The sequence below is a fragment of the Stenotrophomonas sp. 05N423 genome (assembly GCF_056397145.1).
Window position 1 is genome coordinate 308571 of sequence record NZ_JBFTMV010000001.1, and the last position, 13652, is coordinate 322222.

The 13652-nt window shown below is 70.2% G+C and carries 13 protein-coding genes; 8 read left to right on the forward strand and 5 right to left on the reverse strand.

Annotation, left to right across the window (positions count from 1 at the left end; translation table 11 throughout):
* The first annotated feature begins 7 nt into the window (after positions 1 to 7).
* The 7 genes from AC1DGW_RS01345 to rplS all read left to right on the forward strand — a co-directional run bounded on the left by AC1DGW_RS01345 (position 8) and on the right by rplS (position 5488).
* Positions 8 to 1282, forward strand: coding sequence for a hypothetical protein (locus AC1DGW_RS01345; protein WP_478018866.1), 1275 nt, complete (start codon positions 8 to 10; stop codon positions 1280 to 1282).
* Between the two features lie 70 nt (positions 1283 to 1352).
* Positions 1353 to 2423: an NAD(P)H-dependent flavin oxidoreductase gene (locus tag AC1DGW_RS01350; protein ID WP_478018867.1), complete on the forward strand. Its 1071-nt coding sequence runs from the start codon at positions 1353 to 1355 to the stop codon at positions 2421 to 2423.
* Positions 2420 to 3214, forward strand: a complete 795-nt coding sequence (locus tag AC1DGW_RS01355) for an aminotransferase class IV family protein (RefSeq protein WP_478018869.1) — start codon at positions 2420 to 2422, stop codon at positions 3212 to 3214. The genes AC1DGW_RS01350 and AC1DGW_RS01355 overlap by 4 nt, the downstream gene beginning before the upstream one ends.
* A 112-nt stretch (positions 3215 to 3326) precedes the next feature.
* Positions 3327 to 3587, forward strand: coding sequence for a 30S ribosomal protein S16 (rpsP, locus tag AC1DGW_RS01360; RefSeq protein WP_478018870.1), 261 nt, complete (start codon positions 3327 to 3329; stop codon positions 3585 to 3587).
* A 38-nt stretch (positions 3588 to 3625) separates the two neighbouring features.
* Positions 3626 to 4141, forward strand: a complete 516-nt coding sequence (gene rimM, locus AC1DGW_RS01365; RefSeq protein WP_478018871.1) for a ribosome maturation factor RimM — start codon at positions 3626 to 3628, stop codon at positions 4139 to 4141.
* A 5-nt stretch (positions 4142 to 4146) separates the two neighbouring features.
* Positions 4147 to 4884 carry a tRNA (guanosine(37)-N1)-methyltransferase TrmD gene (gene trmD / locus AC1DGW_RS01370; protein ID WP_478018872.1) on the forward strand — a complete coding sequence of 246 codons (738 nt, stop codon included), beginning with the start codon at positions 4147 to 4149 and terminating at the stop codon, positions 4882 to 4884.
* A 196-nt stretch (positions 4885 to 5080) separates the two neighbouring features.
* On the forward strand, positions 5081 to 5488 hold the full coding sequence (rplS, locus tag AC1DGW_RS01375; RefSeq protein ID WP_478018873.1) for a 50S ribosomal protein L19: 408 nt from the start codon (positions 5081 to 5083) through the stop codon (positions 5486 to 5488).
* Positions 5489 to 5706: 218 nt separating this feature from the next.
* Here rplS and AC1DGW_RS01380 read toward each other — a convergent pair whose 3' ends face one another.
* The 5 genes from AC1DGW_RS01380 to AC1DGW_RS01400 are packed head-to-tail and all read right to left on the reverse strand — an operon-like array spanning position 5707 to position 10162.
* On the reverse strand, positions 5707 to 6483 hold the full coding sequence (locus tag AC1DGW_RS01380; protein WP_478018874.1) for a DeoR family transcriptional regulator: 777 nt from the start codon (positions 6481 to 6483) through the stop codon (positions 5707 to 5709).
* 34 nt (positions 6484 to 6517) lie between these two features.
* The gene (locus tag AC1DGW_RS01385; RefSeq protein WP_478018876.1) at positions 6518 to 7852 is read right to left on the reverse strand and encodes a D-tagatose-bisphosphate aldolase, class II, non-catalytic subunit; all 1335 of its coding nucleotides are present in this window, start codon (positions 7850 to 7852) and stop codon (positions 6518 to 6520) included.
* Between the two features lie 16 nt (positions 7853 to 7868).
* Positions 7869 to 8807: an ROK family protein gene (locus tag AC1DGW_RS01390; RefSeq protein ID WP_478018877.1), complete on the reverse strand. Its 939-nt coding sequence runs from the start codon at positions 8805 to 8807 to the stop codon at positions 7869 to 7871.
* On the reverse strand, positions 8800 to 9954 hold the full coding sequence (locus tag AC1DGW_RS01395) for an SIS domain-containing protein (RefSeq protein ID WP_478018879.1): 1155 nt from the start codon (positions 9952 to 9954) through the stop codon (positions 8800 to 8802). The genes AC1DGW_RS01390 and AC1DGW_RS01395 overlap by 8 nt, the downstream gene beginning before the upstream one ends.
* Before the next feature lie 49 nt (positions 9955 to 10003).
* A complete protein-coding gene (locus AC1DGW_RS01400) occupies positions 10004 to 10162 on the reverse strand; it encodes a hypothetical protein (RefSeq protein ID WP_478018880.1) in 159 nt (52 codons plus the stop codon).
* 105 nt (positions 10163 to 10267) lie between these two features.
* Here AC1DGW_RS01400 and AC1DGW_RS01405 point away from each other — a divergent pair, with 105 nt between their 5' ends.
* Positions 10268 to 13630, forward strand: coding sequence for a TIM-barrel domain-containing protein (locus AC1DGW_RS01405; RefSeq protein ID WP_478018881.1), 3363 nt, complete (start codon positions 10268 to 10270; stop codon positions 13628 to 13630).
* Positions 13631 to 13652 lie beyond the last annotated feature (22 nt).

Sequence of the window (13652 nt, forward strand, 5' to 3'; positions counted from 1 at the left end):
CCGCCGCGTGTCCTGGTCGCCGGGCCAGCACGCCATTCTCCTGGGCCTGGCGCTGGTGCTGGCCCTGCGGCTGGCATCCGGCTGGGCGGTACTGCCGGCCACGCTGGTGCTGTGGGTCGTGCTGCTGCTGATGGCCGGGCTGGTCGATGCCCTGTTCCGGCGGCCTGCCGGTTCGCCCGCGATGCAGGTGGAACGGGAGCCCGCTGTCGCAACGACCGCCACGCTGGCGCCCCTGCACGATCCCCCTCCGCGCGCCGATGCGCTGCGGGATCCGGCTCCAGCCGGACGCGAATGGCGCCGGCATGTCGTCGACATCGAGCCGTTCCACAATGAACGTTCCCCGCGCGCGGATATCTGCGCCACGCATGACATGTTCCTGCGTGCAGGCGACGTGCTGCTGCTCCGTTTCCATCCTGCCGCGCGGGACGGCCAGGCGCCGGCGCGCTGGCCCTGCGACCTGTGCGCGCCGGGGCAGGGCCCGCGACGCTGCTTCGATGCAGGCAGCCGGGACGAGACCCGCATCCGCATCGAACGCAGCGGCGTGTATTCGCTGGGCATCGGCCAGGGCGCGCTGGATGCGTCCACCGCCATCGGCAGCATCGGCATCTGGCTGGCGGTGTCCGCGCCCGATGCGCTCTCCTTGCCGCTGGAGCCGGCGGACGGAGCGAGCTGCCGCTACGAGCGCGACGGCGCGGGCGGCGTGGTCGTGCGGATCGAAGACGAACACCTCCTGCAGACGCATGCCCGCCTGCCGTCGCGCGATATCCATGGCGTGCCGCAGGGGGCGATCCTGCTGTTCGCCGATGCCGCCGATGCGTGGGACGCGGCGGGCGTGGGCGATCCTTCCAGCGACTGGCTGGCGCAGTACCGGCACCTGCATCGCTGGTACCTGCAGTTGAGCCGCGGCGACGTGCTGGTGCTGGAACAGGCATGGCGGGCGGACGAATTCGGCCGCCGCCTGCCGCGCGAGGACGGCGCGGTCGGCTTCACCGATGGCAGCCTGCGCCTGTACGGCTTCGTGCGCGGGCCGTATCTGTACAACGGCGGCGTGGTGGACGGCCACCACATGTTCACCTGCGGTGCCGATGGCTATTGCTGCCTGGAACTGGAGCTGCACGGCCCTCCCGGATGGCGCGACCGGCCGGCCACGGATTTCGTCGACCTGCGCCTGTGGGGCGCTTTCCTGCAGCGCCCGCAGGCATTGCGCGATTTCGACCTGGGCGAAGGCCGGGTCGAGGACTGGTACCGCATGCCGATGCCCGTGCCGCGGGACCTGGCGTGAGGCGCGGCCGGCCGGCATTGGCGCCACCGGGTGGCTCGGCGATGATGGCGGCTCCCGATTGGAGTGCGGCATGAACCCGGACATCCGGCAGCGCGCAGACCGCTTCGGCCAGCGTTTCGGCATCGAACTCCCGATCCTGCTGGCGCCGATGGCCGGCGCCTGCCCGGTGGTCCTGTCCGCCGCCGTGGCCAATGCCGGTGGTATGGGGGCGATGGGCGCGGTGTTGTCCACGCCGGAGCAGATCGGGCAGTGGATGGACGACTTCCGCCGGCAGTCGGGCGGGCCGGCCCAGGTCAACGTGTGGGTGCCCGATCCGGCGCCGGCGCGCGATGCTGCGGCCGAGGCGGCGACCCGGGCCTTCCTCGAGCGCTGGGGGCCGCCGGTGCCGGCCGGCGCCGGCGATGCCGGCCCGGCCGATTTCGATGCGCAGTTCGATGCCCTGGTCGCGGCGCGGCCGGCGGTGGCCTCGACCATCATGGGCGTGTTCTCCGCGGCGCAGGCGCGACGCCTGAAGGCCGCCGGCATCGCCTGGTTCGCCTGCGCCACCACGCTGGACGAGGCGCTGCAGGCGCAGGCGGCCGGCGCCGACGCGGTGGTCGCGCAGGGCATGGAGGCCGGCGGCCATCGCGGCGCGTTCGAGGCCGTGCGCGCCGAAGCACAGATGAGCGGCCTGTTCGCCCTGCTGCCGCGCCTGGCCGACCGGCTCGAGGTGCCGGTGATCGCGGCCGGCGGTATCGGCGATGGTCGCGGCGTGGCCGCGGCCCTGATGCTGGGCGCCAGCGCGGTGCAGGTAGGCACGGCCTTCCTGGCCGCCGACGAATCCACGGTTCCCGACGCCTGGAAACAGGCCCTGTCCGCGGCGGAGCCGGAACATACCCGAGCCACCCGCGTTTTCAGCGGCCGGCTCGGCCGTGCGCTAGACACCGCATACGTGCGCGCGGCCGAGGCCGCCGATGCGCCGCGTCCGCAGCCTTACCCGGTGCAGCGCGGGCTCTCCGCCGGCATGCGCCGTCAGGCCCAGGCCGACAACCGCCTGGAGGCCATGCAGGCCTGGGCCGGGCAGTCGGCCTGGATGGCGCGGCGCGGGTCCGCCGCGGCCATCGTGCAGGCGTTGTGGCAGCAGGCGCAGGGGTTGCTGTGAGCCATCTGTCCTGCAACGGCGAGCCCGTCGATGTGGCGCTGGTCGGCGCGGCGCTGGTCAATTACGGGCACTTCACTTCATTGCAGGTGCGTGGCGGTGCGGTGCAGGGCTGGGCCCTGCACATGCGGCGCCTGCAACAGGGCACGCGCGAACTGTTTGGTGCCGAACTGGACGAGGCGCGATTGCTGGGCTGGCTGCGGCAGGCGTTGGCGGAGCGCGGCATGGAGGACGCCTCGGTGCGCATCACCGTGTTCTCGCGCGCCTTCGATTTCCGCCAGCCGCTGCGTGCGGTGCCGGTGGACGTGCTGGTTGGCGTCGCCGCGCCGGCGACAGTGCCTGTGGGCGCCCGGTCGGTCCTGCCGGTGCGCTACCTGCGCGAACTGCCGCAGCTCAAGCATGTCGGGACCTTTCCGCTGTTCCAGCACCGGCGCCAGGCCATGCGGAAGGGCTTCGATGATGCTCTGTTCATCGACGAGGCGGGACGGATCAGCGAGGGCAGCACCTGGAACATCGCCTTCCTCGCCGGCGACGAAGTGGTGTGGTCGCAGGCGGAGGCGCTGCGCGGCACCGCCGAACAGCTGCTGGTCGCCGGGCTGGAGCATCAGGGGGGGGCGCAGGCATGGCGGGAAGTCCCGCTGGAAGCCTTGTCGGGCTTCTCCGGGGCGGTGGCCTGCAACGCCACCGGGCTGTGGCCGCTGGCGCGCATCGGCGACTGCCGGTTCGTGGACTCGGAGGCGCTGCTGGAACGGTTGCGGCAGGCGCTGGCACAGGAGCCCTGGCGGCCGCTCTGAACCGGCCTGTCCAGGCGGAATCGGAGGCGGGCTTGGAATGGGGTAGGGGCACGGCTATAATCGCCGGCTTACCGCGCCATCCTGGCGACTGGGCTACAAAGGAAAAACCACCATGGTCAAGATCCGACTGACCCGCGGCGGCGCCAAGAAGCGTCCGTTCTACCACATCATCGTCACCGACGTGCGCAGCGCCCGCGACGGCCGCAACATCGAGCGCGTCGGCTACTACAACCCGGTCGCCCAGGGCGCCGAGCAGCGCGTGGTGCTGGACATCGCCGCCGTCGAGAAGTGGGTCGCCAACGGCGCCCAGCTGACCGACAAGGTTCGCAACCTGTACAAGGAAGCGACCAAGGCCCAGGCCGCTGCGGCCTGATCCTGGCGGGCCGCGCGCAAGCGCGGCCCGACTGCTTTATGAAGAAAGATTCCGAGCGCCGGATCCTGCTGGGCAGGGTGACCGGCGCTTTTGGTGTGCGCGGTGAGCTCAAGCTCGAGTCCTGGACCGAGCCGCGGCTGGCCATTTTCAATTACCAGCCGTGGATCCTGCGCAGCCCGTCGGGGCAGGAATCGCAGATCAGCGGCGTGCGCGGCCGCGAAGCCGCCAAGACGCTGGTGGCGACGTTTCCCGGCGTGGACGACCGCAACGTGGTCGAATCCATGCGCGGCACCGAAATCTACATCGCGCGCAGCGCGCTGCCGCCGCCGAAGCCGGACGAGTACTACTGGGTCGACCTGGAAGGCCTGGACGTGCAGACCGTGGACGGCGTGAAGCTGGGCCGGGCCACGCATCTGTTCAACACCGGCGCCAACGACGTGCTGGTGGTGCGCGGCGATCGCGAGCGCATGGTGCCGTTCGTGATGGGCGACTTCGTCAAGTCGGTCGATTTCGACACCAACCTGATCGTGGTCGACTGGGATCCGGAGTTCTGATCCCGATGCGCATCGACGTCATCACCCTGTTCCCCGAGTTCATCGCGCAGTCCGCCGCGCTGGGCGTGGTCGGCCGCGCGCAGGAGCGCGGCCTGCTCGACCTGCACGGCTGGAACCCGCGCGACCATGCCGAGGGCAACTACCGCCGCGTGGACGACCGCCCGTTCGGCGGCGGCCCGGGCATGGTGATGCTGATCGAGCCGCTGCGCGCCGCGCTGGCCGCCGCGCGCGCCGCCGACCCAACCCCGGCGCCGCTGATCTACCTGAGCCCGCAGGGGCGGCCGCTGACCCAGGCCAGGGTGCGCGAGCTGGCGGCGCTGCCGCGGATGATCCTGCTGTGCGGCCGCTACGAGGGCGTTGACGAGCGTTTCCTCGCCGCCGAGGTGGACGAGGAAATTTCCCTCGGCGACTACGTGCTGTCCGGCGGCGAACTGGGCGCGGCGGTGATCGTCGATGCGGTCACCCGGCTGCAGGAGGGCGCGCTGAACGACGCCGAATCGGCGGTGCAGGACAGTTTCGAGGGTGACGGCCTGCTCGACTGTCCGCACTACAGCCAGCCGGCCAGCCACGCGCTGGGCGAAGTGCCGGAGGTGCTGCGCTCGGGCAACCATGCCGCGATCGCGCGCTGGCGCCGGCAGCAGTCGCTGCTGCGCACCGCCCTGCGCCGGCCCGACCTGCTGGACGAGGCCGCCCTCGGCAAGGCCGACCGCAGGCTGCTGGACGAGGCCCGCAAGGAGCCCTAGCGCAGGCCCTGCATGCGGTCCCGGCGGGCGGCCAATGTGCTGGCGCAGCGCGGGAAGGTCGTCTATAATGCGCGGCTTGCTGCTGCCTGACCGGCAACAGCGGTTCCAACTACAACAAACGTGCAGCGCAATCCGGTGACTGCATGAGACTCCGCTGTCGAATCGACACGCCCACTCCGAATACATCGGTGCACCCATGAGCAAGCTGAACAAATCCATCGTCGCGGACTTCGAATCCGCCCAGATCACCCGCGAACTGCCGAAGTTCAGCCAGGGCGACACCGTCATCGTCAACGTCAAGGTCAAGGAAGGCAACCGCGAGCGCGTGCAGGCCTACGAAGGCGTCGTGATCGGCACCAAGAACGCCGGCCTGAACTCCTCGTTCACCGTGCGCAAGATCTCGCACGGCTACGGCGTCGAGCGCGTGTTCCAGACCCACAGCGCGCTGATCGACTCGGTCGAAGTCAAGCGCCGCGGCAAGGTCCGCGCCGGCAAGCTGTACTACCTGCGTGGCCTGGAAGGCAAGGCTGCCCGCATCAAGGAAGACCTGGCCGCCGCTGCGCAGGCCAAGGCTGCCCGCCAGGCCGCCAAGTCCGCCGAGTAATCCCGCCGCAGGCTCCGCGCCTGTTGCAGCAACGGCCGCCTCCGGGCGGCCGTTTGCGTTTTGGCGCCTGCGTGGATGCGGGGCGACCGTACTCGTAGGAGCGCAACTCGCAGGAGCGCACTTCAGTGCGCGATGGGGCTCTACCGGGAAGGCTCCATCGCGCACTGAAGTGCGCTCCTACGTGGTGAGGGGGACGCCCCGGGCGCCGCAGCGCCGCGCTACACCGCCGCTTCGGCGACCACGACTTCGATGCCACGGCGCTGCAACCCTTCGCGGGTCGCTTCGTCGATGCCGGCGTCGGTGATCACGGCATGGATCTGGTCCAGGTAGGCGATGCGGTGCAGGCTGACCCGGCCGAACTTGGAGGCGTCGGTCAGCACCACGATGCGCCGCGCGCGTTCGACCATGCGGTGGTTCAGGCGCGCCTCGGCCTCGTCGTGGGTGGTCAGGCCGAATTGCAGGTCCAGGCCGTCCACGCCCAGGAACAGGGTGTCGAAGCTGTACGGGTTGAGGCTGGCCTCGGCCTGGCTGCCCTGCAGCGACAGCGACTGCTTGCGCAGCTGGCCGCCGGTGAGCAGCACGTTCATGCCCGGCGCGTTGGCCAGCTCCCAGGCGATGTTCAGACCGTTGGTCATCACCGTCACGTCGCGGTGCCCGCGCAGGTGGCGGGCCAGGGTCATCGTGGTCGAGCCGGAGTCGATGATGATGTTGTCGCCGGGCTGCACCAGCTGCGCGGCGCGCGCGCCGATCGACTCCTTCAGCGGCAGGTTCAGCGCATCCTTCTCGTGGATGTCCTGTTCCTGTGGTGGCGTGCGTACCAGGCTGGCGCCGCCGTGGGTGCGCGTGGCCAGGCCCTGTTCCTCGAAATGGCCCAAGTCGGTGCGGATGGTCACGGCCGACACGCCGTAGCGCCCGACCAGTTCGGCGACCTGCACCGAGCCCTGCTCGATCAGCTGCTGCAGGATCTGCTGCCGGCGGGAACGGGTGTTGCGCATCGCCATCTCATGCTTTCTCCGTGAAAGGTCGAGCTTAGCCGTTCGCAAGGTCCGGTTGGGCGGAACTTTCGCCTTGCCTGCGCGGGCCGGCGGTATTGGCCGAACAGGCGCGCGCATACTCGTCCAGGCACAGGCCGATGCGGTGCCGCACCAGCGCGGCCGGCGTGTTCGCCAGCGTGCCTTCGCGCACCGCGTGGAACTGCTCCGGCAGGTACTGGCTGAGCAGCACCAGTGGTGGCGCGTGCCGTTCCAGGTTGGCGAACAGCGTGCGCACCGCGTCCAGCAGCACCGGCTCGCCCCAGTAGTAGCGGCAGCGGTCGCTGAAGGCGAAGGCACGCAGCAGGCGCAGCGTGGCTTCGTCGCCGTGGTAGTGCGCCTGCCAGTATTTCGGCTGCGCCACCATCACGTCCTCCAGCACCTGCGGCAGGCGCGAGCACTGCGCGGCCGGCAGCAGTTCGGCTTCGATCGCCGCCAGCGCGAACAGCGCCTCGCGGTAGGCGAAGGTCGCGGCCGGGCCGACCTTGAGGATGGCGAAGTGGTCGCGCACCAGCGCGTGCAGGCCGCTCTCGCGCTGGTAGTCGGTGGAGTGCGCCTCGAACACGATGCGCGGCTGCCGCTCGAGGAAATCGGCCAGTTCGCCGGCGGCAGCGGGATCGTAGTCGTGCACGCTGCTGTGGTCGAAGTCCACACCCGGCTGCACCACCATGGCGATCACGCGCTGCCACGCATCGTGCAGCTGCGGCGTGTCGAAGGCCTGGCGGTGGATCTCCAGCGTCTGCGCGGCCGCGGCCGGCGTGGTCACCGCCAGCCCGGCGTCCAGCGAGGCTTCGCCGCCGGGCACCGGTACTTCGGTACCGATCACGTAGACCGGCGGCGGCAGCGCGTGCGCGGCAGCGGTGCGCTCGGCGATGGTCGCCAGTTCGGCCGAGCGCGCGGCGACGATGGCGTCGGGCAGCGGCACCGGGTCGTCGGCGCAGGACATGCTGCAGTCCAGGTGGATCTTGTGGAAACCGGCAGCGACGTAGGCCTCGATCAGGACGCGCGCATGCGCCATCGCCTCGGCCGCCGGCTGTTTCTGCCAGGCGTTGGGACCGAGGTGGTCGCCGCCGAGCACCAGCTGCCCGCGCGGGAAGTCTTCCTCGTCGGCCAGCGCCTGCACGTAGTCGCGGTACTGCGGCGGAGTCATGCCGGTATAGCCGCCGAACTGGTCGACCTGGTTGGAGGTGGCTTCGACAAGCAGCACGGTGCCGTGGCGCGCGGCCACGTGCATCGCTGCGCGCAGCACCTGTTCGTTGCTGCAGCAGACGCTGTACAGGCCGACGTTGTGGCCGGCGCGATGCGCGGCGAGCAGGGACTGCAACGGGGACATGGGCGGGCTCCGTGGATCAGGAAAAAGCGGGTTGGCAGGCGAGCAGGGCGGCGCCGCGCGCGCCGCCGGCATCGCCGAAGCGCGGCGGCACGATCGGCGGCACCTGCACGCCGGCGAACAGATGCGCGGCGATCGCCGCCGGCAGGTGTTCGTACAGCGGCGCATGCTGCGACAGGCCGCCGCCGAGCACGATCACATGCGGGTCCAGCGCCAGGATCAGCGCCGCGAAGCTGTGGCCGAGCAGGTCGCGGTGGATGTCCAGCGCCTGCCGCGCGCGCGCATCGCCGGCCTCGGCCAGGGCAATCACGTCGCTGGCGTTGGCGGCGTTGCCGCCGAGATGGCGTTCGATCATCGCCACGCCGCTGCCGGAGACATAGCGCTCCACGCAGCCGCGCAGGCCGCAGCCGCAGTCGAGCAGCGGCAGGCCATGGCGCTGCAGCAGGTTGGCCGGCACGCTCCAGTGGCCCCATTCGCCGGCCAGGCCGTTGAAACCGCTGATCAGCCGGCCCTGCACGCAATAGCCGCCACCGGCACCGGTGCCGAGGATCGCGCCGAACATGCTGGCGTAGCCGTCGGCAGCGCCGCCATGCGCTTCGGACAGGGCGAAGCATTGCAGGTCGTTGCCGAAATGCAGCGGCCGTTGCAGGCGCGCCTGCAGGTCGTGGGCCACGCGCTGGCCGGTGAGGGCCGGCACGTTGGCGCTGAGCTGGCGGCCGCTGCGGCGGTCGTGCACGCCGGGCAGGGCGATGCCGATGGCGTGCGCGGTCTGCGCAAGCGCCGCATCGGCGTCGGCGACCAGCGTTTCGACCGCTTGCAGGAAGCCGGCGTAGTCGCCCTGCGGGGTGGCGATGCGCTTGCGCCAGCTCACCTGCAGGGCCGCATCGCAGGCCACCAGTTCGATCTTGGTGCCGCCGATGTCGATGCCGTAGCAGGTGGCGGCGGAGGACTCAGCCATGGTGGATGGTGACGCCCTTGACCACGCGGTTGACGGTGCCGTCGGGGAACGGATTGTCCGGCGTCAGGCCCAGCGCGGCCGAGCGGCGCAGTGCGTAGAGCTGCGCGAACGGCAGCCAGGCCGGCGCCAGCCAGGCATCGGGCAGGGCCGGCACCGGCAGGGTGAAATCGTCGGCGATGCCGATGTCCGAATGCGGGCCGACCGACAGCACCCTGCCGGCCACGCCGTCGCCGCGCAGTTCTTCCAGCAGGTCCTGTTCGTAGCGGCGCGCCAGCGGCTGCGCGCTGCGCAGCATCACCACAAGGGTGCGCGGGTCGAGTGTGGACTTCGGTCCATGGCGGAAACCCAGCGGCGTGTTGGCCATCGCCAGCACGCGGCCGGCGGTGAGTTCCAGCACTTTCAGCGCGGCTTCGCGCGCCAGCGCTTCCAGCGGGCCGCTGGCCAGGTAGATCACGCGGTCGAACGGCTGCGCAGCGAGTGAGGCCACCGGCGCGTCCCAGCGCTGCAGGCCTTCCCGCGCCAGCGCGGCGACCTGGCGGATGCGCTCGCCGCGTTCGTTCCACGGCGCGCGCTCGAACACCGCCAGCGCCGCCAGCAGCATGCAGCTCAGGCTGCTGGTCATGGCGAAGGCGCGGTCGCAGCTGGCCGCCGGCATCAGCAGGGTGCAGGTGTCGTCACGGCCGACGCCGCGGCGCGCCAGTTCGCCGTCGGCGTTGCAGGTGATGTCGAGGAAACGGGCGTCGTCCACGTCGGCGCGCACGCGCTCGACCGCAGCCACGCTTTCCGGGCTGGAACCGCTGCGGCCGAACGACACCAGCAGGGTCGGGCGCTCACGCTGCAGGTACAGCGCCGGATGGGTCAGCAGGCTGGTGGTATGCACCGCGCGCACTTCCGCCGGGAACGAAGCGTTGATGGTGTCGGCGACCATCTCGGCGATGAAGCCGGAGCTGCCGGCGCCGGTGAACAGCACGCGCTGCGCCGGGTCGGACAGGCGCTGGCCGAGGAAGGCCTGCAGGCGCTCCTGGTCGCGTTCCAGGCCAGCGGCCAGGGTTTCCCACAAGGCCGGCTGCTGGGCGATTTCGGCGGCGGTATCGGCTCCGCCCAGGCGCTGCCAGGCGGACGGATCGGTAAGCAGGGTGGCGTCCATTCTTGGTTCCTGTTGGGCCAGCGCACGATCTGCTTTTTCTTTCGAAATGTCAAACATCGAAAGAAAAAAGAAAGAAATCTTTCGCGATGGTGCCGCTGCACAGGTATCGGGACGGATCGAAAGGTTTTTGCGATGTACCTTTCGCTGCGGGCTTCATGTCCCTGAAGCGGATAAGGAAAGTGGTGCTTTGCACAAACTTTCGATTCATCAAAAAATCCTTATCTTTTACTTTCATTTTGTTGACATCTTTCGAATTGCTGCCCTAGAGTCGGCGCAACCGCCATCGAACGCCCGCCCGGGCCTGGGGAGCAAGGTGCACAACCGCGTACGTCGTCTGCCACTGCCGGTGGCGCTGCTTTCCGCCCTGCTGCTGCCGGCGCTGCCGGTACAGGCCGAGCCGGTGGGCAACCTGCGGTCGGTGAGTGACGGCGATGGCCGCGATGGCGTGCGTGGCTGGGAGCTGCTCACCGACACCGGCGCGCGCATCCGCATCGAACTGCCGGCCGCCGACATCGTGCATGTGCAGGCAGGCCGCAAAGGCAAGTTGACTGGCGCCGGCGACAAGGCCGCCCCCATCGTGCTGCCGCAGCCGCGGGCCGAGGTGCGGGCGCAGTTGGAAGAAGACGCGCAGGAAATCCGCGTGCGGACCGACGCGCTGGTGCTGCACGTGCAGCGTCAACCGCTGCGACTGCGCCTGGAGCGGCTGGACAACGGCCAGCCCACTGCGCTGTGGCAGGAGCTGCAGCCGCTGGACCTGGATGCCGCGCAGAGCGTGCAGGTGCTGTCCTCGCAGGCCGACGAGGCCTTCTTCGGCGGCGGCCAGCAGAACGGCCGCTATCAGTTCAAGGGCCGCGAACTGGAGATTTCCTACTCCGGCGGCTGGGAAGAGGGCGACCGCCCGAGCCCGGCGCCGATGCTGCTCAGCTCACGTGGCTGGGGCATGCTGCGCAATACGTGGAGCGACGGCAGCTACGACCTGCGCCAGCCCGACCAGGCCACGCTGCTGCACCGCGAAGACCGCTTCGACGCGTACTACTTCGTCGGTGCCGACCTGCCGCGGCTGATCGAACGCTATACGCAGCTGACCGGCCGCCCGAACATGGTCGCGCGCTGGGCGCTGTCCTACGGCGATGCCGATTGCTACAACGACGGCGACAACATCAAGAAGCCCGGCAGCGTGCCCGAAGGCTGGAGCGACGGCCCCACCGGCACCACGCCGGACGTGATCGAGAGCGTCGCCAGGCCGTACCGCGAGCACGACATGCCGGGCGGCTGGATCCTGCCCAACGACGGTTACGGCTGCGGCTACAAGCAGTTGCCCGAGACCGTGCAGGGCCTGGCGAAGTACGGCTTCAAGACCGGCCTGTGGACCGAGAACGGCGTGGACAAGATCGCCTGGGAAGTGGGCAAGGCCGGTACCCGCGTGCAGAAGCTGGACGTGGCCTGGACCGGCAAGGGCTACCAGTTCGCGATGGACGCCAACCGCCAGGCGTTCAACGGCATCCTCGACAACTCCGACTCGCGCCCGTTCCTGTGGACGGTGATGGGCTGGGCCGGCATCCAGCGCTACGCGGTGGCCTGGACCGGCGACCAGAGCAGCAGCTGGGACTACATCCGCTGGCATGTGCCGACCCTGGTCGGCTCGGGCCTGTCCGGCATGGCCTATGCCAGCGGCGACGTCGACGCGATCTTCGGCGGCAGCGCCGAGACCTTCACCCGCGACCTGCAGTGGAAGGCGTTCACGCCGGTGCTGATGGGCATGTCCGGCTGGTCGTCGAGCGCGCGCAAGCACCCGTGGTGGTACGACGAGCCCTACCGCAGCATCAACCGCGACTACCTCAAGCTGAAAATGCGCCTGACCCCGTACATGTACGGACTGGCGCACGACGCCGCGCAGACCGGCGCGCCGCCGGTGCGTGGCCTGATGTGGGACAACCCGCGCGATCCGCATGCGCGCGACGAAGCCTACAAGTACCAGTTCCTGCTTGGCCGCGACCTGCTGGTGGCGCCGGTGTACCGCAGCCAGGCCGCCAGCCGCGGCTGGCGCCGCGACATCCACCTGCCGCAAGGCGGCTGGTACGACTACTGGGACGGCCGCCGCGTGCAGGCCGCTGCCGAAGGCCGCCAGCTCGACCGCCAGGTGGACCTGGCCACGCTGCCGGTGTTCGTGCGCGCCGGCGCGATCCTGCCGATGTACCCGGCCATGCTGTTCGATGGCGAGAAACCGCTGGATGAAGTCACCTTCGACCTGTATCCACAGGGCGATTCCCGCTACACGCTGTACGAGGACGACGGCAACACCCGCCGCTACCAGCAGGGCGAATCGAGCACGCAGCTGATCCGCGTGCAGGCGCCGGCGCAGGGCAGCGGCCCGGTGCAGGTGCGCATCGACGCGGTGCAGGGCGCGTATCGCGGCCAGTTGCCGCAGCGTCGCTACGGCCTGCGCGTACTCAACCGGCATGCGCCGGTAGCGGTGCGGCTGGACGGCCGCGCGTTGCCCGCGCTCACCGACGCGGCCGCCTTCGACGCGGCCGGCGAAGGCTGGTATTTCGACGCCGGTGAACGTCGCGGCACCCTGCATGTGCGCACCGGCATGGCGGACATCCGCCAGCCGCTGCAGCTGCAACTGGATTTCCCGGTGGCCGCCGCCACGGCCGACGACGCGTTCCCGGCCGCGCCGGAACAGGGCCGCGCGCTGCCGCCGGACAGCCTGCTGGTAGTCAACCGCCCGGCCGAGGAAAAGGGCTATCCGCTGGAAAACGCCTTCGATGACGATCCGGCCACCTGGTTCCGTACCGTGCGCAACCAGGCCATCCGCACCGGCGCCCACGAGTGGGTGATCGGTTTCGGCGAGCGCAGGATGATCGACGGCATCGAACTGGCGCCGCGCAACGACCAGCACTGGAAGCACGGCCAGGTGCGCGATTACGAAATCTACATGGCCGACAGCAACGGCGAATGGGGCGAACCCATCGCGCGTGGCCGCCTGCCGCTGAAGGAAGGCCTGCAGCGCATCGATTTCCCTGCCCATGCCGGCCGCCTGCTGCGCTTCCGCGTGCTCGGCGTGCAGAACCCGGACGGCGATGGCGCCTCGGGCAGCGACCCGATGGTGAGTGCCGCGCAGGGCAGCGCCGCGCGTGCCGTCGATGCCTTGCAGCCACGCGATGTCGGCCCGATCGCGCTGTCCACCTTCCACATCCTCGAACAGCAGCAACCGGAACGGCCGGCACGGCAGCAATACCTCTCCCAGCTGCCGCTGCCGGCCGCGCTGGCCGGGCAGGTCCGCGCCGACCAGTCGTTCCAGGGCGATGCCGCCATGCGCATGAACGGCCTGCAGTTCCGCCGCGGCCTGGGCGTGGGTGCGCACAGCCGCCTGGATCTCGCGCTCAAGGGGCGCTGGCAGCTGTTGCGCGCCGACCTTGGCATCGACGATGCCTGCCGCGGCGCCGGCGGCATGCAGTTCCAGGTCTGGGGCGACGACCGTCTGCTCTACGACAGCGGCCTGGTGAAGGCGCCCGGCGTGGTCAAGCCGGAGCTGGACATCCGTGGCCTGTCCCTCCTGAGCCTGCGCACGCTGGGTGCGCAGGGCAGCCAACCCGCCCAGGTCTGTGGCAACTGGGCCAATGCCGTGCTGATCGGCGAGGAGGGCGATTCCGCCGACTTCGTCGCCCCATGACGTCCAAGTAACCGCAGCTTCC

Excerpts from the sequence above, each read along its gene's own strand:
- AC1DGW_RS01350 (WP_478018867.1), top strand. The coding sequence starts at position 1,353 with ATGAACCCGGACATCCGGCAGCGCGCAGACCGCTTCGGCCAGCGTTTC.
- rpsP (WP_478018870.1), top strand. The coding sequence starts at position 3,327 with ATGGTCAAGATCCGACTGACCCGCGGCGGCGCCAAGAAGCGTCCGTTC.
- trmD (WP_478018872.1), top strand. The coding sequence starts at position 4,147 with ATGCGCATCGACGTCATCACCCTGTTCCCCGAGTTCATCGCGCAGTCC.
- rplS (WP_478018873.1), top strand. The coding sequence starts at position 5,081 with ATGAGCAAGCTGAACAAATCCATCGTCGCGGACTTCGAATCCGCCCAG.
- AC1DGW_RS01395 (WP_478018879.1), bottom strand. The coding sequence starts at position 9,954 with ATGGACGCCACCCTGCTTACCGATCCGTCCGCCTGGCAGCGCCTGGGC.
- AC1DGW_RS01380 (WP_478018874.1), bottom strand. The coding sequence starts at position 6,483 with ATGCGCAACACCCGTTCCCGCCGGCAGCAGATCCTGCAGCAGCTGATC.
- AC1DGW_RS01385 (WP_478018876.1), bottom strand. The coding sequence starts at position 7,852 with ATGTCCCCGTTGCAGTCCCTGCTCGCCGCGCATCGCGCCGGCCACAAC.
- AC1DGW_RS01390 (WP_478018877.1), bottom strand. The coding sequence starts at position 8,807 with ATGGCTGAGTCCTCCGCCGCCACCTGCTACGGCATCGACATCGGCGGC.
- rimM (WP_478018871.1), top strand. The coding sequence starts at position 3,626 with ATGAAGAAAGATTCCGAGCGCCGGATCCTGCTGGGCAGGGTGACCGGC.
- AC1DGW_RS01400 (WP_478018880.1), bottom strand. The coding sequence starts at position 10,162 with ATGAATCGAAAGTTTGTGCAAAGCACCACTTTCCTTATCCGCTTCAGG.